Genomic DNA, 23,383 nt, shown 5'->3' on the forward strand with positions numbered 1-23,383 from the left:
TCCGTGCCCCTCTCAACCGCTCAGTTCATCACTCCGGCCTTCCCCACCGGGAAGGAGGGCGACCCCGCTCCCTACTTCCGTCGACGCTTCACTGCGCCGGACGGCTTGATCGCTGCGACTCTGCGCATCACCGCGGTCGGGCTGGTCGAGCCGTGGGTGAACGGCAGCCGCGTTGGAGACGAAGTCCTGGCGCCGGGCTGGACGTCCTACCGGAACAGGCTCGCCGTGAGCACCCATGACGTGACGGACCTCATCGTCCCCGGTGAGAACGTCCTGGGCGCGATCGTCGGCGACGGCTGGGCGCTGGGACGGCTCGGTTGGGAGAACAAGCGCAACCACTACAGCGAAAGCCCCGCCCTCTGGGCCGAACTCACGCTCGAATACGCTGACGGCGCGCAGCTCGTCGTCACCGACGAGGACTTCCGTTCCTCCACCGGCGCGATCCTCTCGTCGTCGATCTACGACGGAGAAACAGTGGATGCCCGCCTCGAACCGAACGGGTGGTCCGAGCCGGGATTCGACGACTCCGGATGGTCGACCGTGGAACTGTTCGAATGGCCGTCGGAAGCGCTGTTCGACCGCACCGCCGACCCGATCCGTCGTGTGGAGCAGCTCGCCCCGGTCGAGATCACGACGAGCCCGTCCGGCCGGACGATCGTGGACTTCGGGCAGAACATCTCCGGTTGGGTCCGCTTCACGGTGAGAGCTTCGGAAGGCGACACGATCACGCTGCGCCATGCGGAGACCCTGACCGACGGTGAACTCGACACCGAGACGTTGCGGACGGCCAAGGCGACGGATTCCTTCACCGCCGCAGGCGGCGGACCCGAGACCTTCGAGCCCCGGTTCACCTTCCACGGCTTCCGTTATGCCGAGGTCGAGGGGTGGCCGGGGGAGCTTCGAGGCGAGGATCTGCGGGCGATCGTCGTGCACAGCGACATGCGCCGGACGGGCTGGTTCGAAACCTCCAACGAGCTGGTCAACCGCATGCATGAGAACGCCGTCTGGTCGATGCGTGACAACTTCGTCGGCGTCCCCACCGACTGCCCGCAGCGCGACGAGCGGCTGGGATGGACCGGGGACCTGAACGCATTTGCGCCGACCGCCGCGTATCTCTACGACGTGCGCGCAGTCGTCGGCTCCTGGCTGGACGACCTGGCCGCTGAACAGGCGGAAAAGGGGTACGTGCCATGGGTCGTGCCGGACATCCTCTCCACACCGTCGCCGCCGACCGCACTGTGGAGCGACGTCGCGGTGAGCCTCCCGTGGACTCTGTATCAGGAGTACGGCGACGACGGCATTCTTCGCCGCGCCTATCCGTCGATGACGGCATTCATCCGCAGCGTCGAAGCACTGCTCGACGAGAACGGCTTGTGGTCCAGCGGCTTCCAGTACGGCGACTGGCTCGATCCCGACGCGCCGATGGACAACCCGGCCGGCGGGAAGACCGACCGCCACCTGGTCGCCTCCGCGTACCTCGCAAAGACCACCCGTGAGATGGCCCAGACGGCTGCGATCCTCGGGGAGGACGACGACGCGCGTCATTTCGCCGCTCTAGCCGACCGCGTTCGCGCCGCCTTCCGACGCGAGTACGTGACGGCCGCTGGCCGCGTGACGAACGAGACCGCGACAGCGTACGCGCTGGCGATCTGCTTCGGCCTGCTCGATGAGGACCAGCGTCAGCACGCCGGCGACGAGCTCGCCCGGTTGGTCGCCAAGACAGGCTTCACCATCTCGACCGGGTTCGCCGGAACGCCCATGGTCACCGACGCGCTCTCCAGCACCGGACACCTCGCGGACGCGTACGCGCTGCTCACTGAGACCCGCTGCCCCTCCTTCCTCTACCCGGTCACCATGGGTGCGACCACGATCTGGGAGCGGTGGGACTCCATCCGCCCGGACGGCACGATCAACCCGTCGGGGATGACCTCCCTGAATCACTACGCACTCGGCGCGGTGTGCTCGTGGCTGCATCGGGTCGTCGGCGGCATCCAGGCCATGGAGCCCGGCTACCGACGCATCCTGATCGCACCGCAGCCCGGCGGCGGCCTCACCCATGCCTCCGCTCGGCACGACACCGTGCACGGCCAGGTGGCTGTGACATGGCGTATCGAAGAGGGGGTCATGACGGTCGACGTGACCGTTCCCAGCGGAACGGAAGCGCTCGTGCGGCTGCCGCTGCATCCGGAAGCGGCGGAGGTCACCGTCGAAGCGGGCACGCACACGTGGCGATACAGCGCGCCTGGGGCCGAGCGCCCCGACTACTCGATGGACACCGCACTCAACGTCCTCGCCGCGGACCCGATCGTGTGGCGGAGCCTGACCGAAGTCTTCGCCAAACATCTGCCCGGGATCCCGATCGACGGCAACGCGCCGGAGGCCGCCGGCATGACGCTGGAGCTTCTTCTGCAATACATCCCCGGTGCCGCCCCCGAGCTCCGGGAGGACCTCGAGAACGCCGTCACCGAGGCGAGTGTGCCGGCGTGACCGCAATCGAAGACGATGTCGTCAACGGTCGCCACGGCCCGATACCGATCCGCCGCTACCGACCCCAGACCCCGCTAGCGGGAGCCGACTCGTTGGTGTGGCTGCACGGGGGAGCGTTCTCGTACGGTGGCCTCGATCAGCCGGAATCGCACGCGCCGGCTCTCGCGCTCGCGGCGACCGGGCGACCGGTCGTCGCCGTCGACTACCGACGAGTCCCCCGCTGGAGTCCCATCCGAAAGACGAAGCCTGGGGTCTTGGGCGGGATACGATTCCCGATCCCGCTGGAGGACGTTCTGGATACTGTCGACCAGATCCGTTCCGAGGCGATGGATGGGCGGGTCATTCTCGGCGGAGCAAGCGCGGGCGCGTGCCTGGCTGCCGCGGCCACGCTCCGGCTCGTCCGCGAGAAGAGGCCGGGTCCGGCTGCTTTGGTCTTGGCCTATGGCGCCTTCCACGCCCACCTGCCGCCCATCCAGGATGAGCTCCGAGCCAGGATCCGAGGACGACACGCGATCGCTCAGTTCCGACCTCAAACGGTCGAGCGCATGAACCGCAACTACGCGGGGAGTCCCGAAGCAACGGCCGACGGTACCGCATTCCCTGGTGGGCACGACCTGAGCGGATTCCCACCGACCCTTCTCGTGGACGCCGACCGCGACTCGCTCCGCGCTTCCGGTGGAGCCTTCGCCGCCGAGCTCGACCGCTTCCAGGTCCCGGTCGATTACGAGATCGTCGCAGAGGCGCCACACGGCTTTCTCAACCGACCGGGATCCGGCTACTTCGCCACCGGAATGGCAACGATCAGCGGCTGGCTCACCCGTACCGCGCATCCCGCTCAGCAACCCGCCACACAGACAACCAGAGGAGCAATCCAATGAGCGACCACTACAGCATCGAGGAACGCGCGTCAGCGCTCGGCGGCCAGGACTTCACCCGCTCCGCCGCCGCGGCAGGCCTACCCGCGATCGTCCTGAGCGACGGACCGCACGGTGTGCGCAGGCAGGGACGGACCGGCGACCACCTCGGCGTGTACGACAGTGAACCGGCGACGTGTTTCCCGACGGGATCGGCGATCGCCTCCAGCTGGAACCCGCAGCTCGTCCGCGAGGTCGGCGTCGCGCTCGGGCGAGAAGCGCGCGCTCTCGACGTGCAGGTGCTCCTGGGCCCCGCGGTCAACCTCAAGCGTTCACCTCTCGGCGGCCGCAACTTCGAGTATCTCTCCGAGGATCCGTTGCTCGCCGGCGTACTGGGCGCCGAGTGGGTGAAAGGTGTCCAGAGCCAGGGCGTCGCAGCCTCTCTCAAGCACTTCGCCGTCAACAACCAAGAGACCGACCGCATGCGCGTCAGCGCCGAAGTGGATGAGCGCACTCTCCGCGAACTCTACTTGGCGGTCTTCGAGCGGATCGTGACGCAGGCGACGCCGTGGACGGTGATGAGCTCGTACAACGCCATCAACGGTGTCTATTCCTCCGAGAACCGCTGGTTGCTGACCGACCTGCTGCGCGACGAGTGGGGCTTCGACGGTCTCGTGGTCTCCGACTGGGGCGCGATCAAGGACCGCGTCGTCGCACTCGCCGCCGGGCTCGATCTGGAGATGCCCTCCAGCAACGGCGCGGGAACCGGGGACATCGTCGCCGCCGTGAGCGAAGGCAGGCTGAGCGAGGACGTCATCGATGTCAGCATCCAGAGGCTCCGGCAGCTGATCGAGCGGACGGCGGAGCGAGGTGCGTCTTTCGATATCGACGCTCATCACCAGCTTGCGCGACGGGCTGCAGCCGAGTCCGTCGTCCTCCTCCGAAACGAGAACGGCACGCTTCCGCTCAAACCGGAGACCAAGCTGGCCGTCCTGGGGGCGCTGGCCGTCGATCCGCAGTTCCAGGGCGGAGGGTCGTCCCATGTGAATCCGACACGTGTCGACATCCCGCTTGAGGAACTGCGAACCGTGTTCGGCGATGTTGCATTCTCCACTGGTTACACCTCCACCGGCACCGACGAGGCGCTGCTGCAGGATGCACGGAGCGTCGCCGGGGATGCGGACGTCGCGATCGTCTTCGCCGGGCTCTGGGAGAGCGAGCAGTCGGAGGGCTTCGACCGTGTGGATCTGCACCTGCCGGAAGGACAGGTGGAACTCATCCAGGCCGTCGCCGCGGTCGCACCGCGGACCGTCGTGGTTCTTGCGAACGGCGGAGTGGTCACCCTCGAACCGTGGCACGACTCCGTCGATGCCATCGTCGAGGGCTGGGCACTCGGACAGGCGATCGGCGGGGCGATCACCGACGTGCTCACCGGCGCCACCAACCCGTCGGGACGCCTCGCGGAGACCATCCCCGTGTCGCTCGCTGACACACCGTCGTACTTCACCTTCCCCGGCGAGCAGGAAGCCGTGCGGTACGGCGAGGGCGTCTTCGTCGGCTACCGGGCGCACGTGACCTCCGGGCAGGGCGCACGCTACCCGTTCGGCCACGGCCTGTCGTACACCACATTCGACGTCAGCGATCTGAGCGTCGAAGCGTCCGGGGCCGATCGCGCCGTGGCCCACGTCACCGTGACGAACACGGGCGCAGTCGCCGGTGCGGAGGTCGTGCAGGTGTACGTCGCACCGCCCGCATCGCGTGTCCGGCGACCCGCCCGGGAGCTCGGCACGTTCGCGAAGGTGACGCTGAAGCCGGGAGAGTCGAGGAGAATCGCGCTCGAACTGGATCGGACGGCGTTCCGGTTCTGGGACGTCCGAGGCCACCGCTGGTGGGTGGAGCCCGGCAGCTACGGGGTCGAGATCGGCCGCTCCGCATCAGACATCGTCGCGCGCGTCGACGTCGAGCTGGAGGGCGATACGGAAGCGCCGCAGGAGCTGACTCGCACCTCGACGGTGAAGGAGTTCTTCGCCCACCCGGTCGTCGGGCCGGCGCTCATGGAAGGGATGCTCGCGAACGCCACCCCTGAGCAGCGGGAGGCGGCCGAGTCGGGAGCGGACATGCTGCGGATGGTCGACTCCATGCCGATGGACCAGTTCGCACGGTTCCCCGGAGTCGGTCTGCCCGAGGAGACCCTGGACTTGCTGATCGCTCTGAGCCGACAGCCGGCCGAGGTCTAGTCGGCGTGCGCACAACTCACGAATCGGAGGGACGGTTCCCAGAGCTGACGAGGACGCGCGTCCTCCTCACCGGGGCGACCGGCAACTGGGGCCGCGCCGCGCTCCGCGAGTTCCGGGAGCGCGGCGACCGAATGGTGGTCGTCGCGTTTGCGCTCGACACACTGCAGGACAGGGCGGTTCTCGACGAGTTCGCCGACATGGAGAACCTCGAGGTCTTCTGGGGCGATCTGCTCAACCCCGCTGATGTGCAGCGCGCCATCCGCGATGTCGACCTGATCCTGCACGTCGGCGCCGTCGTCTCGCCGCTCGCCGACCAGCACCCGGAGCTCGCGCAGCGCGTGAACATCGGCAGCATGCAGAACATCATCCGCGCGGTCGCGGCTCTGCCCGACCCTGAATCGGTCGGAGTCGTAGGCATCGGTTCGGTCGCCGAGACCGGCGACCGGACCCCGCCGATCCACTGGGGCCGGGTCGGCGACCCCATCCGCGTTTCGCAGTTCGACGAGTATGGGCAGACCAAGGTGGTCGCGGAGAAGCTGCTGGTCGAGTCGCGGCTGCCGAAGTGGGCATGGCTGCGCCAGACCGGCATCTTCCACCCCGGGATGCTCGCCCTGCGTGACCCGATCATGACCCACTCCACCCTGGGTGGCGTCATGGAGTGGGCGACGGCCGAGGACTCGGCGCGCCTACTCGCCGGTATCGCCGAGCGCGACCTGCCCGGAGAATTCTGGGGCGGCATCTACAACATCGGCGGCGGCGAGGAGTGGAGGCTGACGAACTGGCAACTCCAGACATCGATCAGCGGCGCACTCGGCGTGAGCGACGTGCGCGGGTGGTACAACCGCAACTGGTTCGCCACCCGCAACTTCCACGGCCACTGGTACACCGACAGCGACCGGCTCAACGACCTCGTGCCGTTCCGGCGGGACACCTTCGAGCAGACGCTCGCGCGCGCCGTCGCGACGCTGCCTGACTCAGTCAGGTCGGCCGGCCGTGTTCCCGGGTGGATCGTGAAGAACCTCGTCATGCGCCCGCTCACGCGGAAACCCCGCGGGACGATGCACGCCATCGCTCACCACGACGAGGCGGCGATCCGCGCCCACTTCGGATCACTGGAGGAGTGGAAGGCCATCGGCGATTGGACGACGTTCACCGCCCCGGAGCCATCGCGTACTCCGTCGTATCTGGACCACGGCTTCGACGAGGACATTGCGCCCGGTGAGTGGGCTCGTGCCGACTACGTCCACGCCGCCGAGTTCCGCGGCGGGGAACTCGTCTCACCGGTCGTTCAGGACGGGCGTCCGCGCGAGCCGCTGATATGGAGCTGCGCGTTCGGCCACATCTTCGCGGCCAGTCCGTTCCTGATCCTGAGCGGCGGCCACTGGTGCCCCGAATGCACTCGCGACAGTGCCGGCTACGAGCGTCAGGCCGAGCGCAACCCGTTTCTCGCCCAGCTCTACTCCGCCTCAACGAGATCCGCTGGGTTCGCGCAGCCGTCGCAGTGAACCTCGGGGAGCCGTCGTCCTCCGCATCCGCCCCAACCGCTGACCTTCTAGGAAGTCCTTCATGACGATCGAAACATCGAGTCCGGAAGATGCTCGAACACCATCCGCAACCGAGTCGTGGGCTGGCGGCTACCTCGCCGTCGACGGTGAGCCGTTCCCGGTCATCGGAGCAGAGGTGCATAACTCGAGTTCGAGCAGCATCCCCGCCATTGAGGCCTCGTTCACGGCGGTACAGGGACTCGGCGCCAACACCGTGCTGGCACCGGTGGCGTGGGAGCTGCTCGAGCCGGCTGAGGGCACGTTCGACTTCACGCTTCTCGACCGGATGATCGGCGCGGCGCGCGAGCGGGGCCTTCGGCTCATCCCGCTGTGGTTCGGATCGTGGAAGAACGCTGTCTCGACCTATGTGCCCGCGTGGGTCAAGACCGACCTGGAACGGTTCCCGCGAAGCGAGCTGTCGGATGGGTCGAAGGTCGAGCAGGTCACGCCGTTCGGCGTGGCAGCGCGCGACGCCGACGCGCGCGCGTTCGCGGCATTGCTGCGCCACATCCGCGAGGTGGACGCCGATAGGACCGTGATCGCCGTCCAGGTGGAGAACGAGATCGGACTGCTGGGCGACAGCCGGGATCGCGGGTTGCTCGCCGAGCGCGCATTCGCAACGACGGTCCCTGCTGCGGTCGTCGAGGCGATCGCCGGTGACGAGAACGCTCCGATCCATGCCGAATGGCGTGATACGGGCGCTCGCCGAGAGGGTACCTGGGCTGAGCTCTTCCCCGCCGGCGACCGCGTGGACGAGGCCTTCATGGCCGCAGCCTTCGCTGCATACACCGAGGTCGTCGCCGCAGCGGGGGCGGCAGAATACGACGTCCCCCTGTTCGTGAACGCCTGGCTGGATTCCGACAGCGTGCTCGATGGCCCGGTGGCGCTCGCGGGTGGGAAGCGACCGGGACAGTACCCGAGCGGCGGGCCGGTGATGCCGGTCGCCGCGATCTGGGAGGCGTTGGCGCCGTCATTGCACTTCCTCGCCGTGGACGCTTACGTGAAGGATGCCGAGCCCGTCGTCGCCGCGTACCGCTCCCGCCGCGACCGCCTGTTCGTGCCGGAACTGCGGGCTGACGCTGAGGGCGTGGGCCAGATGTTCTCCGCCGTCGGTGGGCACCGCGCGGTGGGGGTATCGCTCTTCGGCGTTGACGCCTACACGGCGGAGGACGCCGACGCCGCAGTGGTCAAGGACGGCTACGCCCTGCTCTCCGCGGCGGCGACCCTGATCCGACGGAACCCTGACGCTCGAATTCACGGATTCGTGCTGAACGACGAGAACCCCGCGGCGACTCTCGCATTCGATCGTTTCACCATCCAGGTGCACTCGCGCGACGAATGGGGGATGGTGACCCCGATCTATCCCGGGTATGGCATCGCCATCGAAGACGGCGACGGCGCGTACATCATCGGCCGTGGTTTCTGGATCACCCTCGAGCCGCGGAACGGTCGGAAGGTCTCCTTCCTCTCAGCGACCCATTACGATCACGCGGATGGCCAGTTGACCGTTGCTCGGCAGCTCAATGGCGACGAGACGGCCGGCGGCACGCTGATTCCATTCCCACCCCCCGGCTCCTCCCTGCTCCCCGGCCGCGTGATCCCCACGCGCATCCCCGAAGCCGCAGTAACCAGGATCAGTGCTTACCAATACTGAACGGGCGACGGGCGGCCGACAGAAGAACCCCACAACTGCGGCCGGTCGAGGCAGGGCTCCGTGCATTCCAAACGCTGGAACATCGATCGAGTGCTAGCGTCGCCCGCATGACTGTCACCTCCTTCCTCGACCTGCGTTTTGCGGCCGACCACCTTGAGGACGGGCCGTCCGCGCTGCTCGACATCCTCGCGGACACGCGCGCTTTCGACGGCTGCCTCGGTGTGCACGTCGTCACGGACGTCACTGACCCCGCACACGTGGTGGCGGTCGAGCACTGGGAGTCGCTCGAGCATGATGAGGCCTACCGTGCCTGGCGCGCTGGCCCCGGCGCTTCGGGATTGGGTGACTACTTGGCCGCACCGCCAGTGCTGACACGGTTCACCGACGTCGTTTCGCTCTGACGCTCGGCTGGAATCGCCCAAGCGGCCCCCATGTCAGGCCGGAGTTGCCAGCATGCGTCTGGCGTACTCGAGTCGCGCATCGAGGGTCGCCTCGGGCAGTCGGTGACTGAGCTGGAGCGTGGCGAGGCCGTGGACGGTCGCCCACGCGACCTCGGCACGCGCGCCGTCCGCGCCCGGGAACGCTTGCTGAATGGCGGCGAACGCACGTTGAAGCGATGGGATGCTGTTGCCCGGACCGAACGTCAGCCCCGACGGCATCGTGAACATTGCTTCGTACAGGTGCGGGTGGTCCAGGGCGAAATCGAGATAGGCCCGCAACCGCGCCATCGGTTCCGGCTCGACCGCCTCGAGTGCAGCGGCGATCGCATCGAACCCGGCGATCGCGACGGCATCGATGACGGCTTGGCGGCCGTCGGGGAACGCCGAGTACAGAACCGGCTGGGAGAGACCGATCTGCGCCGCAAGCCGGCGGATCGTGATGGCGCCCCACCCTTCTGACTCCGCGATGGCGCTCGCAGCTTGGACGATCTGCTCGCGCCGGAGGTCGAGGTCGGGCGCTGGTCGAGGAGACATGCGTGAAGTCTATCAGCGTTAGCTATCTGCGCTAGAAAATAAATGCGCCGTAGGCTAGCGTCGTTAGGGAACGGTGCTAGATATCACGTCGAAAGGTTCCCTCATGACAATCGCCGCCCTCATCGTGGCCATCCTCGGCTGCGCTTTCATCCTCTTCATCGGGGTTCGCTTCCTGCTGGCGCCCCAGGTCGCCCTCGCCGGTTTCGGTGTTCCGGAAGGGAGACCGCGCGCCCTGACCAGCATCAAGGGGGTACGCGACATTACCTCGGGCGTCGTGCCCCTTGTGATCCTCGCGGTGGCCGGCCCGGCAGTCTTCGGCTGGGCACTCGTCGCTGCAGCGATCACCCCGATCGGCGACGCCATCATCGTCGTCTCCAACGGCGGGACCGTCCGGCAGGCACTGAGCGTGCACGGTGCCACGGCTCTGGTACTGGTCGTCGTCGGCCTCATCCTCGGCCTCGGCTAGCCGGCCCCAACGTCAGCTGAACGTCCAGCCGGTGCGCCCCTTGCGGTCTGCCGAGTGCGAGCGGAGGGTGGGGATGTGATCCGGATCGGCTCGATCGTGTGGGGTGCCCGGGATGTGCCGCGCACCGTGGAGTTCTGGTGCGCGGCGCTCGACTACAGGCCGATCCGGGAACCCGACGACGATTGGACGCTGCTGGGGCCGGCGGACGATCGCGCAGACCGCGCGACGGGTCCCCAGCTCGCGATCAAGCAGGTCGGCAGCGACGCGAATCCGAGTCCGCGGCATCACCTCGACCTCTACGCGTCCGATCAGGCTGCGGAGGTTCAGCGGCTGATCGGGCTCGGTGCGCGGGAGGTCGACTGGGATTACGAGGACGGTGCCGACTATGTCGTGCTGGCCGACCCTGACGGCAATCGCTTCTGTGTCGTCGATGCCGGCGAGAAGGCCCTGTGAGGACGATCAGGGGCGCGCGGTGAGGTTGCCGACGGCCCATTCGCCGAGCTGATCGAGGATCGGGAGCAGACGGCTGCCGCTGTCGGTGAGGCCGTACGAGACGGTCACGGGCGGGCCCGGCGTGACCGTGCGGACGACGAGACCGGCTTCGGCCAGGTCTGCGAGGCGGTCGGAGAGCACGGCGTCACTGATTCCGGGCACGGCGTGACTCACTCCGCGGAAGGTGGACGCGCCGCTGCCGAGAGCCGACACGATCATCCCGTTCCACCGCTTGCCGAGGACGGAGAACGCGAGCGTGACGGCAGCATCACAACGGATGACATCGTGCTCGGGCGCGTCCATGTCCCAATTGTACGCATGCTACAGTTCGCATAGTCGCTATGTTTTTAAGAGCGACTATGACAACTGATGGGAGAAGCATGGAGCTGTACCGACTGGACGCCAGCATCACACCGGCCACCTCAGCGAGCCGTTCGCTCGCCGACCTGGTCGAATCCGAATGGCTGTCCACGCATCCCGATTCCCGGGTCGTCCGCCGCGACCTCGCCGCCGATCCGATCCCTGCGACGGCGTGGCCCGACGTCGTGACCTCGGGCGCCATCGCGGAGTCGGATCGCACCGACCGTCAGCGCGCAGCACACAGCCTCGCGACCCAGCTGGCCGACGAGCTGGTCAGCGCTGACGCACTGGTGTTCGCCGTTCCCCTCTACAACTACGGCGTCTCGCAGCATTTCAAGACCTGGTTCGACCTGGTGTACACGGATCCCCGGACCAACCCCACGGGCACGGCACTGCGTGGCAAGCCGGCCACTCTCGTCACCGTCCTGGGCGGCAACTACGCGCCCGGAACTCCCAAAGAGGGATGGGACCACTCCACCGCGTGGCTTCGTCGCGTCCTCGAGGACGTCTGGAGGCTCGACCTCCGCGTCGTTCAGCGGCCCTTCACACTCGTCGGCGTCAACCCTGCGCTCGACGCGTTCGCCGACGCGGCGGCGGAGCTGAAGCAGGCCGCCGAAGAGGAAGCCGTGCACTCGGGCCGCCACATCGCACAGAGCGCCGGGGCCTCGCTCGCCGGATAGAGCTCACGCGACCCGGGCTCGAGAACGGCGGCTGATCATCGGCCGCCGTTCTCGCTCACGAGAGCCTCGCGCTGAGCGTCGATCGCCCGCCGGACGGCACTCACAGCTTCGTCGATGACCCGCTCACGCGCAGCCGCATCCTCCCGCTCCGACTCGTACACGAACGCGGTCGCTCCTCGGCGGCTGCCGCAGTAGTCGATGATGCCGTGCTCGATCTGCGTTCGCAGGGCCTGCTCGTAGCCGTGGCGCTCGTACACTCCGGCGTCGTCGCCGGCGACCGGGATCAGGTGGATGGTGAGGCGGCCGAGATTGCGCCGGATGCCATGCTCGGGGTCGATGGTGAACGCCCATCCGTTGACGAAGACGCGGTCGATCCACCCCTTCAGCTGGGCCGGCATCGACCACCAGTAGACGGGGAACACCAGGACCAGATGGTCCGCCCCATCCACTCTCCGCTGCTCCGCGATCACGTCGGGCGTGACGTGTCCTCCCGTCAGATACGTGCGACGGTCGGCAACGGTGAAGCGAGGGTCGAGGCCCTCGGCGGCCAGATCGACGATCTCGACCGGTGACGGGTCCAGCATGCTCGCGAGTCGGCGGGCGATCTGGTTGGTCAGAGAATCAGGCTCGGGATGTGCGGTGACGATGAGGGTCTTCACACTCCATCATCACCGGTTCGCCGCACGGAATCGCCTCAGTCGCAGGCTGTTGGTGACGACGAAGACGCTGGAGAGCGCCATCGCGGCCCCGGCGAGAAGCGGGTTCAGGAGGCCGAGCATCGCGACCGGGATCGCGGCCACGTTGTATGCGAACGCCCAGAAGAGGTTGCCCTTGATCGTGCCGAGCGTACGGCGGGCGAGCCGGATGGCGTCGCCGACGGCGAGCAGATCACCGCTCATCACCGTGATGTCGCCGGCGGCGATCGCCGCGTCGGTGCCTGTTCCCATGGCGATCCCCAGGTCGGCGGCTGCCAGTGCGGCGGCGTCGTTGACCCCGTCGCCGGCCATCGCGACGACGTGACCGTCCTGTTGCAGCCGCCGGATGGCATCCAGCTTTCCCTGCGGTGTCACACCGGAGCGCACATCCACGATTCCCACGCGTTCCGCGACCGCGTTCGCGGAGCCCGCGTTGTCGCCGGTCAGCAGCACCGTGGTCAGCCCGAGCCGGCGGAACTCGGCGATCGCCGCCGCGCTCGACTCCCTGATCGTGTCGCTGACGACCACGACGCCGCGCACCGCGCCGTCCCACGCGACCGCCACGGCGGTCTCGGCCTCGCCCTCCGAATCGCGGATCCGGTCGAGCAGTTCTCCGGGCAGGTCGAGTGCCCACGCGTCCGCCAGCCAGGATGCCCGGCCGACGGTGACGTGGCGCCCTTCGACGACAGCCTCCACGCCGAGGCCGTGCTCGGAACGGAACGACTCCGCCCCGAGCGGCGGGATCCGCCGGTTGCGGGCGCCCTCGACGATGGCCCGGGCGACGGGATGCTCCGAGCCGTCTTCGGCGGCGGCGGCGACTGCGAGGACGGTGCCCTCGTCTTCGCCCGCGGCCACGTACACGTCGGTGAGGCTCATCCGGCCGGTCGTGATGGTGCCGGTCTTGTCCAGCACGATGGTGTCGATGCGGCGGGTCTGCTCCAGCACCTGGGGACCCCGGATCAGCAGGCCGAGCTGGGCGCCGCGACCGGTCCCGACCAGCAGGGCGGTCGGGGTCGCCAGGCCAAGTGCGCACGGGCAGGCGATGATCAGGGTCGCGACCGCAGCGGTGAAGGCGGCCTCGACGCCGGCGCCGAGCACCAGCCAGAGGGCGAGCGTGAGCAAGGCAAGACCGATGACGACGGGGACGAAGATCGCGGAGACCCGATCGGCCAGCCGCTGTGCCTCCGCCTTCCCGGTCTGGGCCTCCTCCACCAGGCGACCGAGACGAGCCAGTTCGGTATCCGCGCCGACTGCTGTCACCTCAACCACCAGACGTCCGCCGACATTCACCGTTGCGCCGGTGACGTGATCGGTGGGAGAGACCTCGACCGGGACGGACTCTCCGGTGAGCATGCTCAGATCGATCGCGGCGGACCCCTCGACCACTCGGCCATCCGTCGCCACCTTCTCGCCCGGCCGGACCACGAAACGATCGCCGACCGAGAGGGACGAAACGGGCACCCGGGTCTCGACTCCGTCGGCGAGCAGGGACGCGTCCTTGGCGCCGAGCTCCAGCAGGGCCCGCAGCGCTGCGCCAGACTTGCGCTTGGCGCGGGCCTCGACATAGCGGCCCGCGAGGATGAACACGGTGACGGCCGAGGCGACCTCCAGGTAGATCTCGCTCGCGCCGGAACCCGATTCGGCGATCAACTGGAAGGTCATGTGCATGCCGGGTTGGCCGGCCATGCCGAAGAACAACGCGTAGAGCGACCACCCGAAGGCGGCGATGACGCCGACACTGATCAGCGTGTCCATCGTCGCGGCGCCGTGGCGCGCGTTCACCCACGCGGCGCGGTGGAACGGCCACGCACCCCAGACCGCCACGGGTGCAGAGAGGGTCAGCGTCAGCCACTGCCAGTTCGTGAACTGCAGCGCGGGCACCATCGACAGCACGACGACGGGCACGGTCAACGCGGTCGAGATGAAGAGGCGCCGCCGCAGCTCTTCCGTCTCCCGGTCGGCGACCGATACGGCTGGTGTCTCCTCGAGCGGCGGTGCCGGGACCGCGGCGGTGTACCCGGCGGCTTCGACGGCCTCGATCAGCGTGGACGTGTCCACGCCGTCGGCGGTGATCCGGGCTCTCTCGGTGGCGTAGTTGACGGTGGCCTCGACGCCCTCGATCCGGTTGAGCTTGCGCTCGATCCGGGTGGCGCAGGAGGCGCACGTCATCCCGCCGATCTCGAGTTCGACGGCTTCCGCGCTCATGCCGAGACCAGCGAGTATCCCGCCTCGTCGATCGCAGCGCGGACAGCGTCCGTGTCGAGAGGCGCGGCCGAGGAGACGGTGACCGTGGAGGTTCCGCCCGCGTTCAGATCGACACGGACGGCCTCGACGCCGTCGAGCGCTTCGAGCTCTTCGGTGACGCTGGCGACGCAGTGCGAGCAGGTCATCCCGGCGACCAGGTAGTCGACGGAGGAGGCCGAGGCGGCCGCCGTGGATGCGACAACCGCGTCCGCGTGTCCGTGCGCGTCCGCGCTACAGGTGCAGGCGCTGTTCTTGTCGGTGAGACCGAGGTCGCCGTGCGTGGACGTGCTGCTGCGCATGATGGTGTCTCCTTCGATTCGTGGTCGGGAACGGCTCGGCGCGGCCGGGTAGAAATACCCCCTATGGGTATAGGTTATACCCGGGTCGGGTACCGCACAAATTGCTTCTCTGCCAGGATCGAGAAGTGACTCATCGGAGCTCTCGTGTCCTGGCGGCCATCGGAATCGTCGCGCTCGCCCTCACCGCGACCACCGCGTGCACGACGGGTGCCGGCTCGCCCAAGCCGAGTGCGTCCGTCTCACAGCCCACCACGAGCGCGAGCCCGAGCCGCAATCCTGATAGCGGGCAGGAGCCGGTACAGGGAGCGGCCGAGAGTTTCTCGGCGTGGCTCGCGGCGTCGCGCGTCCCGGACGTCGGAACGGCCTGTGCGGGACTGGCGCCCCAGCTCGTGCAGCGGATGATCGCAGAGCTCAACGCGAATGCGGGAGTCAGCGTGTCCACCTGCGAGGAGATGATCGCGGCCACTGCTCAGCTGTACAAGGCGGCGGGACAGGACGCGAGCGTCGACATCGCCGTCCAGCACGAGACCGCCACCGACGCCACGCTGTTCGTCACCTACGGCGCCTCCGGAGACTGCGGAACCGTCGTGATGCACAGGCCCGGTACGGAGTGGATCATCACCGAGCAATCCCAGGAGTGCGCCCGCTGAGGGATCAGACCAGCGGCGGATCGGCGAGCAGCCCGAGATCGCGCAGGCTCTCGGCCGTCTCGACGATCGTCTCGACGGCGGGACGGGGCCGGAGGCCCAGCTCCCGCTTCGCGCGCTCGTTGTGGATGACGAGGGGTGCGGGCTCGTCGCCGGGCAGCTCCTCGGTGGGCGCCTGGGCGGCGAGGTCGCCGAGACGCTCGCGCAGCACGTTCGCGACGTCGAGGAAGGTCATCGTCGGCCCGTCCGCCAGCACCAGGTAGCGGTTGCCCGCCGCTCCCGGGGTGGACATGGCGGCGAGATGGGCCGCCGAGACGTCCCGCACATCCGCCATCCCGAAGCGCTGCCGCGGGACCGCCGTGATCGTGCCGTCCAGCATCCCCGTGAAGTAGGCGAGCGACGACCGCGCGGAGGAGGTCAGGGTCGGGCCGGCGATCCACGTCGGATTGACGGCGACCAGCTCGAGGTCGCCGCCTTCCCGCTCGACGAAGTCCCAGGCGGCGCGTTCGGCGACCGCCTTCGACAGCGGATAGGCGGGCAGGCCGGGGGTGGAGGGGTCGGTCCAGTCGCTCTCGTCGTAGTCGCGGACCGGCTTCGGCGAGTATCCGACAGCGGCGAACGACGAGGTGAGCACGACGCGGCGCGCACCGGCGTCCCGTGCGGCGCGCAGCACGCGCAACGCGCCATCACGGGCGGGGACGACGACCTCGTCGGGCACGGAGGACTGGATCATCGGCGACGCGGTGTGGTGCACCTCCTCGATACCGGCGAGGGCGTCGGCCCAGCCGTCGTCCTCGGTGAGGGAGGCGGCGACGAACGAGAGGCCGCCGTCGTCCACTCCCGCACGGCGGACGGCGGCGCGGACCTCGTCCGCGCGGTCGAGCGAGCGGACGGTGGTGCGGACGGCGGCGCCGGATGCGAGCAGGTCGGCCAGCAGCCGTGTGGCGAGGTAGCCGGTGCCGCCGGTGACGAGGGTGGTCGGAGCGGGGGATGTCATCGGAAGGTCTCCTCGAGTCGGGGAAGGATGGATTCGAGCTCGGCGTGAGCCTGAGCCTCGGCGGCGGAGTCCGCCTGATCCCGCGCATCCCACAGGGCGGCCTTCACCCTCAGGTAGTCGAGGTGCACACGAAGCGTCGCGATCTGCTCCTCGACGCGGTCGGCGTGGCGAAGCAGGATGTCGCGCTGCTCGGCCGCCGCCTCGCGTCCGCGCCGGCGGTTCGCCTGGTACGTGCGCATGTCCTCGATCCCGACGCCCATGGCGCGCAGGCAGGCGAGCACCTGGGCATCGTCGAGGTCGCCCTCCGCGTACCGCCGGTGCCCGCTGCGCTCGTCGCGCGCGATCGGGCCGAGCAGGCCGACCTCTTCGTAGTACCGAAGGGTCGGCTCGCTCAGCCCGCTCTGCCGGGAGACGTCCTGGATGGTCAACGTGGTCATGTCCCCATCAGAACAGACCTCAAGCGCTTGAAGTCAAGCGCTCCGTCGCGACCGGCTCAGGCGGCCAGGTGCTGACGTGCGCCGAAGAGCGTCACCGGGGTCTGCTCGCCGTGGCCGACGCAGACGAAGAAGACGAACTCCGTCGCCGCAGGGACCGTGACGACGGCGGCGACGTTCTGCCACGGGTCGTCCGGCAGGCTCTGCAGGCGACCCATCTCGAGCGGGCGGCGCTCGATGTCGCGGGCGAGCCCCTGGACCGTGAAGAAGGCGTCGAGCCCGGCATCATTGGCCGGGTCGCCGAGCCATCCGACAAGCGGCGTGTCGGTGGCGTCGCTGACGGGCAGCGCGGTGAAGATCGCCGAGATCGTCTCCTCGAGCGGCGAGTCGACCGTCACGCTGTCCGCGCGGTTGGGGACCGGGCGCGAGGTGATGGCGATCCACTGCCCGCTGGTGAGCGTGGTCAGGCGCGTGAGAAGGCGGCTGGGAACGGTGGAGCTGATATTGCGCAACATGGAAGTTCGGGTACTTTCCGTTACGGCGCCTCGAACGGGCCGGCGTGATGTCGGGTCACACACGGTTTCGGGACGCGTTATGAAGGCGCTCGCGTGGGCCACCGGGTTGTCGGGTTGGGAGCCTCGTGCGTTCGCGGCCGGTGATTCGGGTTCACCGGTAGCCCAAAACTACTCCGATGTCCTCCATAGCGCGGACACCAAAACGGGGGTCATTTGTCCCCCTGTGAAAGCGCTCAGCTTCCGGCCATGCGGGGCTGGAAACGTGGTAGCCGGACGTCGAAACGACAGCCGCCGGCCGTGTTCCGCACGGAGACATCCCCGTCGTGTGCGGTGACGATGCCGTGCACGATCGCCAGGCCGAGCCCGGCCCCGCCGGACACGACTCCGCTGCGGGGCGATCGCGCTGCGCTGCCGCGCCAGCCGGCGTCGAAGACCTTCGGCAGGTGCTCCTCGGGGATGCCGCCGCCCTCATCCACGACGCTGAGGACGACGGACGAATGCGCTCCCTCCCGGACCGACACGTGGATGGCCGAACCGGCGGGCGAGTGCTCGATGGCGTTCACGAGCAGGTTGTGGATGACACGCGAGAGCTCCCGCGCATCTCCCCACACGGTGAGGTCGCCGTCCTGCGATTCGTTCAACGACACCGACCGGGTCGCCGCGAGGGGAGCGAGGTCGGCGACGGCGTCGCTGACGAGGTCGTACATCGACAGCGGTCCGAGCTCCAGCCGCAGGGCTCCGGACTGGATCTTGGACAGCTCGAACAGGTCGTCGACCATGTGACTGAGCGTGTCGGTCTGGCTGCGGAGCTGGCGGTAGTACCGCTCCGGATCGGCGGCGATGCCGTCCTCGAGCGCCTCCGCCATGGCCTGCATCGCGGCGAGGGGAGTGCGCAGGTCGTGCGAGATCCAGGCGACGAGTTCTCGCCGGGATTCGTCGAGCATCCGCACCTCTTCGCGTGACTCCGCGAGGCGACGGGAGACGTCGGCGAGTTCGCGCGAGAGGGCGCTGAACTCGCTGCTGTCCTGCCGTTCCGCGGGCACCACCTGGCCGTCGCCGACCGCCCGCGCGGCGACGCGGAGCGTGCGGCTGGTGCGCACCAGCCCCATCCCGAGCACAGCGGCTACACCCAGGCTCGCAACTGCGGCCACGCCGATGACCCAGGCGAGAACGACGAAGTCGTGCGACGAGATGTACATCGCCCGGGCGATGGCGACCGTGCCGCCGACGATCGACGCGACCGCAGCGAGCACGACGACGCCGAGCCGGATCAGGATGGAGGCGCGGCGCAGCAGGTGCAGCACCATCACGGCGATGGCGGAGATCACGACGGCAACGATGAGGCTGGTGCCGACGATCACGGCGAGGTCTCCGAGGGCGATCATGCGGACATCCTCAGACGCTCATCCGGTAGCCCACCGCCCAGACGGTGGTCAGGTGACGTGGCTTGGTGGGGTCGTCCTCGATCTTCTCGCGCAGCCGGCGCACGTGGACGGTGACCGTCGAGAGGTCGCCGAAGTCCCAGCGCCACACCTCTTTGAGCAGCTGCTCCCGGCTGAACACCTGATTCGGATGCTTGAGGAAGAACGCGAGGAGGTCGAACTCCCGGGCGGTCAGGGTGAGCTCGCGTTCCGCCTTGGCGACCGTACGGTTGGACGGATCGATGGAGAAGTCGCCGAGGCGGAACGGCGCCTCCGGGGTGAGCGCCCCGACGCTCCGGCGGAGGATGGACTGCGCGCGCAGCACCAGCTCGCGCGGCGAGAAGGGCTTGGCGAGGTAGTCGTCGGCCCCGGCCTCCAAACCCTGGATGCGGTCGTCGGTGGAGCCCAGGGCGGTGAGGAGGATGATCGGCACCGGCCGTCGGCTGCGAAGTCGACGAGCGACCTCGAGCCCGTCGATTCCGGGCAGCATGCGGTCGAGCACCACCAGATCCGGCGGCGTGCGCTCGGCGAGGTCGAGCGCGCGGAAGCCATCGACGGCCTCGTCGACGATGAGGCCCGCGGAGCGGAGATAGCCGCTGGCGACCTCCCGCACGGTGGGGTCGTCCTCCACCACGAGCACGCGGCGGTCGCGCAGGTCGCGCGCCGCGGCTTCCGACAGCGGGGTGGTCATGCGCTCAGCATAGGTCGGCAGGCTGCAGGTCGGGACGGGTCGCGGGGACGCGGGCGCGACCGTCCGTGTTTCGTAAGATTCTGACCGGCCGGGCGGAGGCGGCGCTGCATAGCGTCGAATCGTGATCGAACCCATCGACGTCGTGTTCCCGTGCCTGAACGAGGAGGAGGCTCTGCCGGCCCTGCTGGCGGCCCTGCCTCCGCGGTACCGCGCCATCGTGGTCGACAACGGGTCGACGGATGCCACCGCCGAGGTCGCGCGCCGGGGCGGAGCGCGCGTCGTGGACGAGCCGCGGCGCGGCTACGGCGCCGCGGTGAAGGCCGGCCTGGAAGCGGCCACCTCCGAGCTGGTGGTGGTGTGCGACGGCGACGGAACCATCGACCCCCGTCGGTTCGACGCTGTGGTCCGGCCGGTCGACTCCGGTGCGGCCGATCTGACGATCGGACGACGGCGGCCGACGAGCCGCTCGGCCTGGCCGTTCGCCGCGCGCGTCGCGAACCGGGTGCTCGCACGGATGATCCGCTCGCGCACCGGCGCTCCCCTCTACGATCTCGGCCCTGTGCGGGCGGCTTACCGGGTGCCCCTGCTGGAACTGGGCGTCACGGATCGGCGCAGCGGCTACCCGGTGGAACTGGTGCTGCGCGCGCACCGGCAGGGATGGCGTCTTCAGCAGGTCACCGTGGACTACCGCCCCCGGGTCGGGAGATCCAAGGTGACCGGCTCGGTCCGCGGCTACCTGACGGCGGTGCGGGATGTGCGTCGGCAGCTGGCGGAGTCGGCGCGATGACCGCCGTCGCCGTGATCGCGAAAGAGTGCGTGCCGGGCAGGGTGAAGACCCGCCTGCAGCCCGAGTTCTCGGCTGAGGAGGCGGCGTCCATCGCCGCCGCTGCCCTGGCCGACACCCTCGAGGTCGCCGCGGCGCTGCCGGCCGCTCGCCGCATCCTGTACCTCGACGGCGACGCCCTGCCGCCGGGGGCCGCCGGCTGGGAGGTGATCCCGCAGTCCGGCGGCGGGCTCGACGAGCGCATCGCCGCGCTGTTCGACACGGTCAACGAACCGCTGCTGCTGCTCGGGATGGACACGCCGCACGTCGACCCGGCGGTCCTCGCCGGGGTGTTCGCCGACGCTACGGAGGTCGATGCCTGGTTCGGCCCGGCGACCGACGGCGGCTTCTGGGCTCTGGCGATGCGGAGGCCGGACGGCGCTCTGATCCGCGGCGTGCCGATGTCGACGGACCGGACGGGAGCCCACCAGTTCGAGCGGCTGCGCGCCGCCGGGTTGCGCGTCCGGCTCCTGCCACCGCTCACCGACATCGATACCGCCGCGGACGTGCCGATCGCCGCACGACGGTCGCCGGCGGTCGCGCGTGTGCTGGCTGCTCTGCGCCCGAGCGGGGTGGACGCGTGAGCGCGGCCCTGGAACCGGCGACCGAGCTCCCGTCGGCCTGGGAGACTCCGGCCGACTTCGGCGGGGGCGGCGCCGAACCCTACGATCTCGCTCTCCGTGCGGGCGGCGGACTCCTGACCGTCGTCAGCGACGGTGTCGACGATGACGCGGCACCCCTGGACGTCTCCGCCTACCTCGCGCCCGCGACCGCAGCGGAACGCCGAGTGCTCGCCCTGACGTCCGGGCCCGTACTCGACGTCGGATGCGGCCCCGCCCGGATGGTCCGGGCGGCCATCGAGACAGGCAGACTCGCGCTGGGGATCGACATCTCGGCGGTGGCGGTCGGGCACGCACGGGCCAGGGGGCTGCCGGTGCTGCGCCGATCCGTCTTCAAGACGCTCCCGGCGGAGGGGACCTGGGGAGCGGTCCTGCTCCTGGACGGGAACATCGGCATCGGAGGTGACCCCGCCGCTCTGCTCGCCCGCGCTTCCGAGCTGCTGCGCCCTGACGGGCGGATGCTCGTGGAGACCCACGCCGACGGGGACCGCAGTGCGCGCTTCGCGGCGCAGCTCGTGCATCCCGTCGGCGCCCGAAGCGGGTGGTTCCCGTGGGCCGAGATGGGGGAGCGAGCCGCCACCCGCCTGCTCGACAGGCTCGGCATGCAGACCGCGACCGTCAGGAGCGGCGGCCGGACCTTCGTGCTCGCCACACGATGACGCCCGACGCGATGGCCACGGCGAGAGCGATCGCGATCCACAGCACGGCGAGCCGGAGGTCGTAGTCGCCGGGCAGCACGGTCGCGTTACGCGGCCCTCGAGCCTGGGCGATCAGTTCGGGCACGACCATCGCGGTGAGCAGGGCGCCGACCGCGAAGCCGGCCTCGACGACCGCCACCACGGCCGTCGGCAGACGGCGGGACGCGCGCCGAAGCAGGAGATCGACCACCGTGACGACCGGAACCAGCACGGCGTCGTGAAGCACCACGGCGGCGGCGAGCCAGAGCACCAGTCCGGCGATCTGGACGGGCTGCAGATCCAGCACGAGGAACACCCCGCCGACGCCGATCAGGGCCGCTCCCAGCGCGCCGATGGCCGCACGCGTCCGCATCATCCCGGCATCACCTCGATCGAACTCAGCCACTTGGTCTGCAGGACGCCAGGACGGCCCGGCGCGATCACCCGCGCCGGGTAGCCGTGGTCGAGATCGAGGGTCCGCCCGTTCAGCGACAGGGCCACGAGCGTGCTCGGGTCCTCGGCGAACTCGGGCCCCATCGTCGTCATGCGGTAGGCGCCGCGCGGTTGCAGGCTGGTGACCAGGACGGTGGATGCGGCGGGCGCGCCGACAAGCGCGAGCAGGTCGCGCATCCGCACCCCCTCCCACTGCGCCGTCGTGCTCCAGCCCTCGACGCAGGCGATCGGCAGGGTGGCGCGCGCGTGCGGCAGGCCGCGGAGCCGGGCGCGGTCGAGCACCTCGGTGCGGTCGCCGTGACGGACGGTCAGGGTCCAGTCCGCGGCTTGGGCCGCATCCACCACTCCCGCTGCCTTCGCCGTGGTGTTCACGGGCACCTGCTGCGGGCCGTAACCCTGGACGCGCGGTGCGAAGGAGTTCAACGGCGCCAGCCATCCGAACGACTGACCGGCGGTGAGGCCGACCGCCGCGATGCCGGTGGCGGCGATCGTGCCGAGAAGCGCGCGGCGCGTGACCCTCTGCGGCTCAGTCATCGGTGACGCTCCGGTCGGTCGCTGTGCTGCGGCGGCGCCAGAAGCGGACGATCGTCGGCAGCTTCACAGCGATATGGATCGCCAGCGAACCGACGATCACCCAGGCCAGGGCGTAATGCGTCTGCCGGAAGAAGAACGGCCAGGGGTACCACTGGTACGTGTTGACCAGCCCGATCGCCGGTTCGAGCAGGGCGCTCGAGACCAGCAGGGCGATGGATGCGCGCTCCAGCAGCTCCCGCGCCGACCGCACCGGCGGCCACAGGAACAACCGCGGGTAGACGGTCCACAGCTTGCCGAGCAGGAGCGGGAAGATCGCGATGCCGACGGAGACGTGCAGCCCCTGGGTGAAGGCGTAGACGCCCGGCCAGGTCGGGAACCGCATCCCCGGCAGCGGCTCCTGCAGCAGGTGGCTGTAGAGGCCGGTGAGGAAGCAGACCAGGAACGCGGTGGCGAGGAGGCGGCCGATCACGACCGTCGTCCGCGCGCTGCGGGCGGGTGCGGCGAGCACGCCGCGGGCGTCGGCCATCCGCTCGGCGAGGGCGCTCGAGACACGTTCGGTGACGGACATGGTCCGATTCTGATCGG

General features: G+C 69.3%; 26 protein-coding genes. 13 read left to right on the forward strand and 13 right to left on the reverse strand.

What is annotated here, in order from left to right; all coding sequences use genetic code 11:
- Positions 1 to 3 precede the first annotated feature (3 nt).
- The 6 genes from AXZ95_RS11890 (at position 4) to AXZ95_RS11915 (ending at position 9,177) form a co-directional block, all read left to right on the forward strand.
- A complete protein-coding gene (locus AXZ95_RS11890; RefSeq protein WP_018192591.1) occupies positions 4 to 2,487 on the forward strand; it encodes a glycoside hydrolase family 78 protein in 2,484 nt (827 codons plus the stop codon).
- Positions 2,484 to 3,365 (forward strand): alpha/beta hydrolase fold domain-containing protein, encoded by an 882-nt coding sequence (locus AXZ95_RS11895; protein ID WP_018192590.1) that lies wholly within the window; start codon positions 2,484 to 2,486, stop codon positions 3,363 to 3,365. Before AXZ95_RS11890 ends, AXZ95_RS11895 begins: the two co-directional genes overlap by 4 nt.
- On the forward strand, positions 3,362 to 5,578 hold the full coding sequence (locus AXZ95_RS11900; protein ID WP_018192589.1) for a glycoside hydrolase family 3 C-terminal domain-containing protein: 2,217 nt from the start codon (positions 3,362 to 3,364) through the stop codon (positions 5,576 to 5,578). The genes AXZ95_RS11895 and AXZ95_RS11900 overlap by 4 nt, the downstream gene beginning before the upstream one ends.
- Before the next feature lie 5 nt (positions 5,579 to 5,583).
- Positions 5,584 to 7,083, forward strand: a complete 1,500-nt coding sequence (locus tag AXZ95_RS11905) for an NAD(P)-dependent oxidoreductase (RefSeq protein ID WP_018192588.1) — start codon at positions 5,584 to 5,586, stop codon at positions 7,081 to 7,083.
- 61 nt (positions 7,084 to 7,144) lie between these two features.
- Complete coding sequence (locus AXZ95_RS11910; protein ID WP_018192587.1) at positions 7,145 to 8,776, forward strand: DUF5597 domain-containing protein; 1,632 nt, start codon at positions 7,145 to 7,147, stop codon at positions 8,774 to 8,776.
- A 107-nt stretch (positions 8,777 to 8,883) separates the two neighbouring features.
- Positions 8,884 to 9,177 (forward strand): antibiotic biosynthesis monooxygenase, encoded by a 294-nt coding sequence (locus AXZ95_RS11915; protein ID WP_018192586.1) that lies wholly within the window; start codon positions 8,884 to 8,886, stop codon positions 9,175 to 9,177.
- 33 nt (positions 9,178 to 9,210) lie between these two features.
- Here AXZ95_RS11915 and AXZ95_RS11920 read toward each other — a convergent pair whose 3' ends face one another.
- On the reverse strand, positions 9,211 to 9,750 hold the full coding sequence (locus AXZ95_RS11920) for a WHG domain-containing protein (protein WP_018192585.1): 540 nt from the start codon (positions 9,748 to 9,750) through the stop codon (positions 9,211 to 9,213).
- A 103-nt stretch (positions 9,751 to 9,853) separates the two neighbouring features.
- Between AXZ95_RS11920 and AXZ95_RS11925 the strand changes: the two genes are divergently transcribed.
- The gene (locus AXZ95_RS11925; protein WP_018192584.1) at positions 9,854 to 10,216 is read left to right on the forward strand and encodes a DUF4267 domain-containing protein; all 363 of its coding nucleotides are present in this window, start codon (positions 9,854 to 9,856) and stop codon (positions 10,214 to 10,216) included.
- A 75-nt stretch (positions 10,217 to 10,291) separates the two neighbouring features.
- Positions 10,292 to 10,669, forward strand: coding sequence for a VOC family protein (locus tag AXZ95_RS11930; RefSeq protein WP_018192583.1), 378 nt, complete (start codon positions 10,292 to 10,294; stop codon positions 10,667 to 10,669).
- 6 nt (positions 10,670 to 10,675) lie between these two features.
- Here the strand turns inward: AXZ95_RS11930 and AXZ95_RS11935 are convergent, their stop codons facing one another.
- Entirely contained in the window at positions 10,676 to 11,011 is a 336-nt protein-coding gene (locus AXZ95_RS11935; protein WP_018192582.1) for a helix-turn-helix domain-containing protein, read from the reverse strand.
- Positions 11,012 to 11,088: 77 nt separating this feature from the next.
- On the opposite strand from AXZ95_RS11935, the gene AXZ95_RS11940 reads away from it, so the two are divergent.
- A complete protein-coding gene (locus AXZ95_RS11940; RefSeq protein WP_018192581.1) occupies positions 11,089 to 11,748 on the forward strand; it encodes an NAD(P)H-dependent oxidoreductase in 660 nt (219 codons plus the stop codon).
- 35 nt (positions 11,749 to 11,783) lie between these two features.
- Here the strand turns inward: AXZ95_RS11940 and AXZ95_RS11945 are convergent, their stop codons facing one another.
- The 3 genes from AXZ95_RS11945 to AXZ95_RS11955 are packed head-to-tail and all read right to left on the reverse strand — an operon-like array spanning position 11,784 to position 14,986.
- Complete coding sequence (locus AXZ95_RS11945; RefSeq protein ID WP_018192580.1) at positions 11,784 to 12,407, reverse strand: NAD(P)H-dependent oxidoreductase; 624 nt, start codon at positions 12,405 to 12,407, stop codon at positions 11,784 to 11,786.
- A gap of 9 nt (positions 12,408 to 12,416) precedes the next feature.
- A complete protein-coding gene (locus AXZ95_RS11950; RefSeq protein ID WP_018192579.1) occupies positions 12,417 to 14,648 on the reverse strand; it encodes a heavy metal translocating P-type ATPase in 2,232 nt (743 codons plus the stop codon).
- Positions 14,645 to 14,986, reverse strand: a complete 342-nt coding sequence (locus AXZ95_RS11955; protein ID WP_018192578.1) for a cation transporter — start codon at positions 14,984 to 14,986, stop codon at positions 14,645 to 14,647. Before AXZ95_RS11955 ends, AXZ95_RS11950 begins: the two co-directional genes overlap by 4 nt.
- 125 nt (positions 14,987 to 15,111) lie before the next feature.
- Here AXZ95_RS11955 and AXZ95_RS11960 point away from each other — a divergent pair, with 125 nt between their 5' ends.
- Positions 15,112 to 15,636 (forward strand): hypothetical protein, encoded by a 525-nt coding sequence (locus tag AXZ95_RS11960; protein ID WP_018192577.1) that lies wholly within the window; start codon positions 15,112 to 15,114, stop codon positions 15,634 to 15,636.
- Positions 15,637 to 15,640: 4 nt separating this feature from the next.
- Here the strand turns inward: AXZ95_RS11960 and AXZ95_RS11965 are convergent, their stop codons facing one another.
- The 5 genes from AXZ95_RS11965 to AXZ95_RS11985 form a co-directional block, all read right to left on the reverse strand.
- Complete coding sequence (locus tag AXZ95_RS11965; RefSeq protein ID WP_018192576.1) at positions 15,641 to 16,630, reverse strand: NAD-dependent epimerase/dehydratase family protein; 990 nt, start codon at positions 16,628 to 16,630, stop codon at positions 15,641 to 15,643.
- The gene (locus AXZ95_RS11970; RefSeq protein WP_018192575.1) at positions 16,627 to 17,067 is read right to left on the reverse strand and encodes a MerR family transcriptional regulator; all 441 of its coding nucleotides are present in this window, start codon (positions 17,065 to 17,067) and stop codon (positions 16,627 to 16,629) included. Before AXZ95_RS11970 ends, AXZ95_RS11965 begins: the two co-directional genes overlap by 4 nt.
- Positions 17,068 to 17,123: 56 nt before the next feature.
- A complete protein-coding gene (locus AXZ95_RS11975) occupies positions 17,124 to 17,579 on the reverse strand; it encodes a hypothetical protein (RefSeq protein WP_018192574.1) in 456 nt (151 codons plus the stop codon).
- Positions 17,580 to 17,812: 233 nt separating this feature from the next.
- Positions 17,813 to 18,964: a HAMP domain-containing sensor histidine kinase gene (locus AXZ95_RS11980; protein WP_018192573.1), complete on the reverse strand. Its 1,152-nt coding sequence runs from the start codon at positions 18,962 to 18,964 to the stop codon at positions 17,813 to 17,815.
- Between the two features lie 10 nt (positions 18,965 to 18,974).
- Positions 18,975 to 19,691, reverse strand: a complete 717-nt coding sequence (locus AXZ95_RS11985) for a response regulator transcription factor (protein ID WP_018192572.1) — start codon at positions 19,689 to 19,691, stop codon at positions 18,975 to 18,977.
- Between the two features lie 121 nt (positions 19,692 to 19,812).
- Between AXZ95_RS11985 and AXZ95_RS11990 the strand changes: the two genes are divergently transcribed.
- From AXZ95_RS11990 to AXZ95_RS12000, 3 genes are read left to right on the forward strand one after another with little or no spacing between them, the layout of a single operon-like run.
- Complete coding sequence (locus AXZ95_RS11990; protein ID WP_018192571.1) at positions 19,813 to 20,478, forward strand: glycosyltransferase family 2 protein; 666 nt, start codon at positions 19,813 to 19,815, stop codon at positions 20,476 to 20,478.
- On the forward strand, positions 20,475 to 21,098 hold the full coding sequence (locus tag AXZ95_RS11995) for a DUF2064 domain-containing protein (protein ID WP_018192570.1): 624 nt from the start codon (positions 20,475 to 20,477) through the stop codon (positions 21,096 to 21,098). Before AXZ95_RS11990 ends, AXZ95_RS11995 begins: the two co-directional genes overlap by 4 nt.
- Complete coding sequence (locus AXZ95_RS12000; RefSeq protein WP_018192569.1) at positions 21,095 to 21,793, forward strand: class I SAM-dependent methyltransferase; 699 nt, start codon at positions 21,095 to 21,097, stop codon at positions 21,791 to 21,793. The genes AXZ95_RS11995 and AXZ95_RS12000 overlap by 4 nt, the downstream gene beginning before the upstream one ends.
- On the opposite strand, the gene AXZ95_RS12005 is transcribed toward AXZ95_RS12000, so the two are convergent.
- Genes AXZ95_RS12005 through AXZ95_RS19805 form a run of 3 tightly spaced genes read right to left on the reverse strand, consistent with a single transcriptional unit; the run spans position 21,753 to position 23,366 of the window.
- Positions 21,753 to 22,187, reverse strand: a complete 435-nt coding sequence (locus tag AXZ95_RS12005; RefSeq protein ID WP_018192568.1) for a hypothetical protein — start codon at positions 22,185 to 22,187, stop codon at positions 21,753 to 21,755. The two genes, AXZ95_RS12000 and AXZ95_RS12005, sit on opposite strands and share 41 nt — an antisense overlap.
- Positions 22,184 to 22,798 carry a molybdopterin-dependent oxidoreductase gene (locus AXZ95_RS19800; RefSeq protein ID WP_231374514.1) on the reverse strand — a complete coding sequence of 205 codons (615 nt, stop codon included), beginning with the start codon at positions 22,796 to 22,798 and terminating at the stop codon, positions 22,184 to 22,186. Before AXZ95_RS19800 ends, AXZ95_RS12005 begins: the two co-directional genes overlap by 4 nt.
- Positions 22,791 to 23,366 carry a hypothetical protein gene (locus AXZ95_RS19805; protein ID WP_231374513.1) on the reverse strand — a complete coding sequence of 192 codons (576 nt, stop codon included), beginning with the start codon at positions 23,364 to 23,366 and terminating at the stop codon, positions 22,791 to 22,793. Before AXZ95_RS19805 ends, AXZ95_RS19800 begins: the two co-directional genes overlap by 8 nt.
- Positions 23,367 to 23,383 lie beyond the last annotated feature (17 nt).

Source organism: Leifsonia sp. 115AMFTsu3.1 (assembly GCF_004362795.1).
GTDB lineage: Bacteria > Actinomycetota > Actinomycetes > Actinomycetales > Microbacteriaceae > Leifsonia.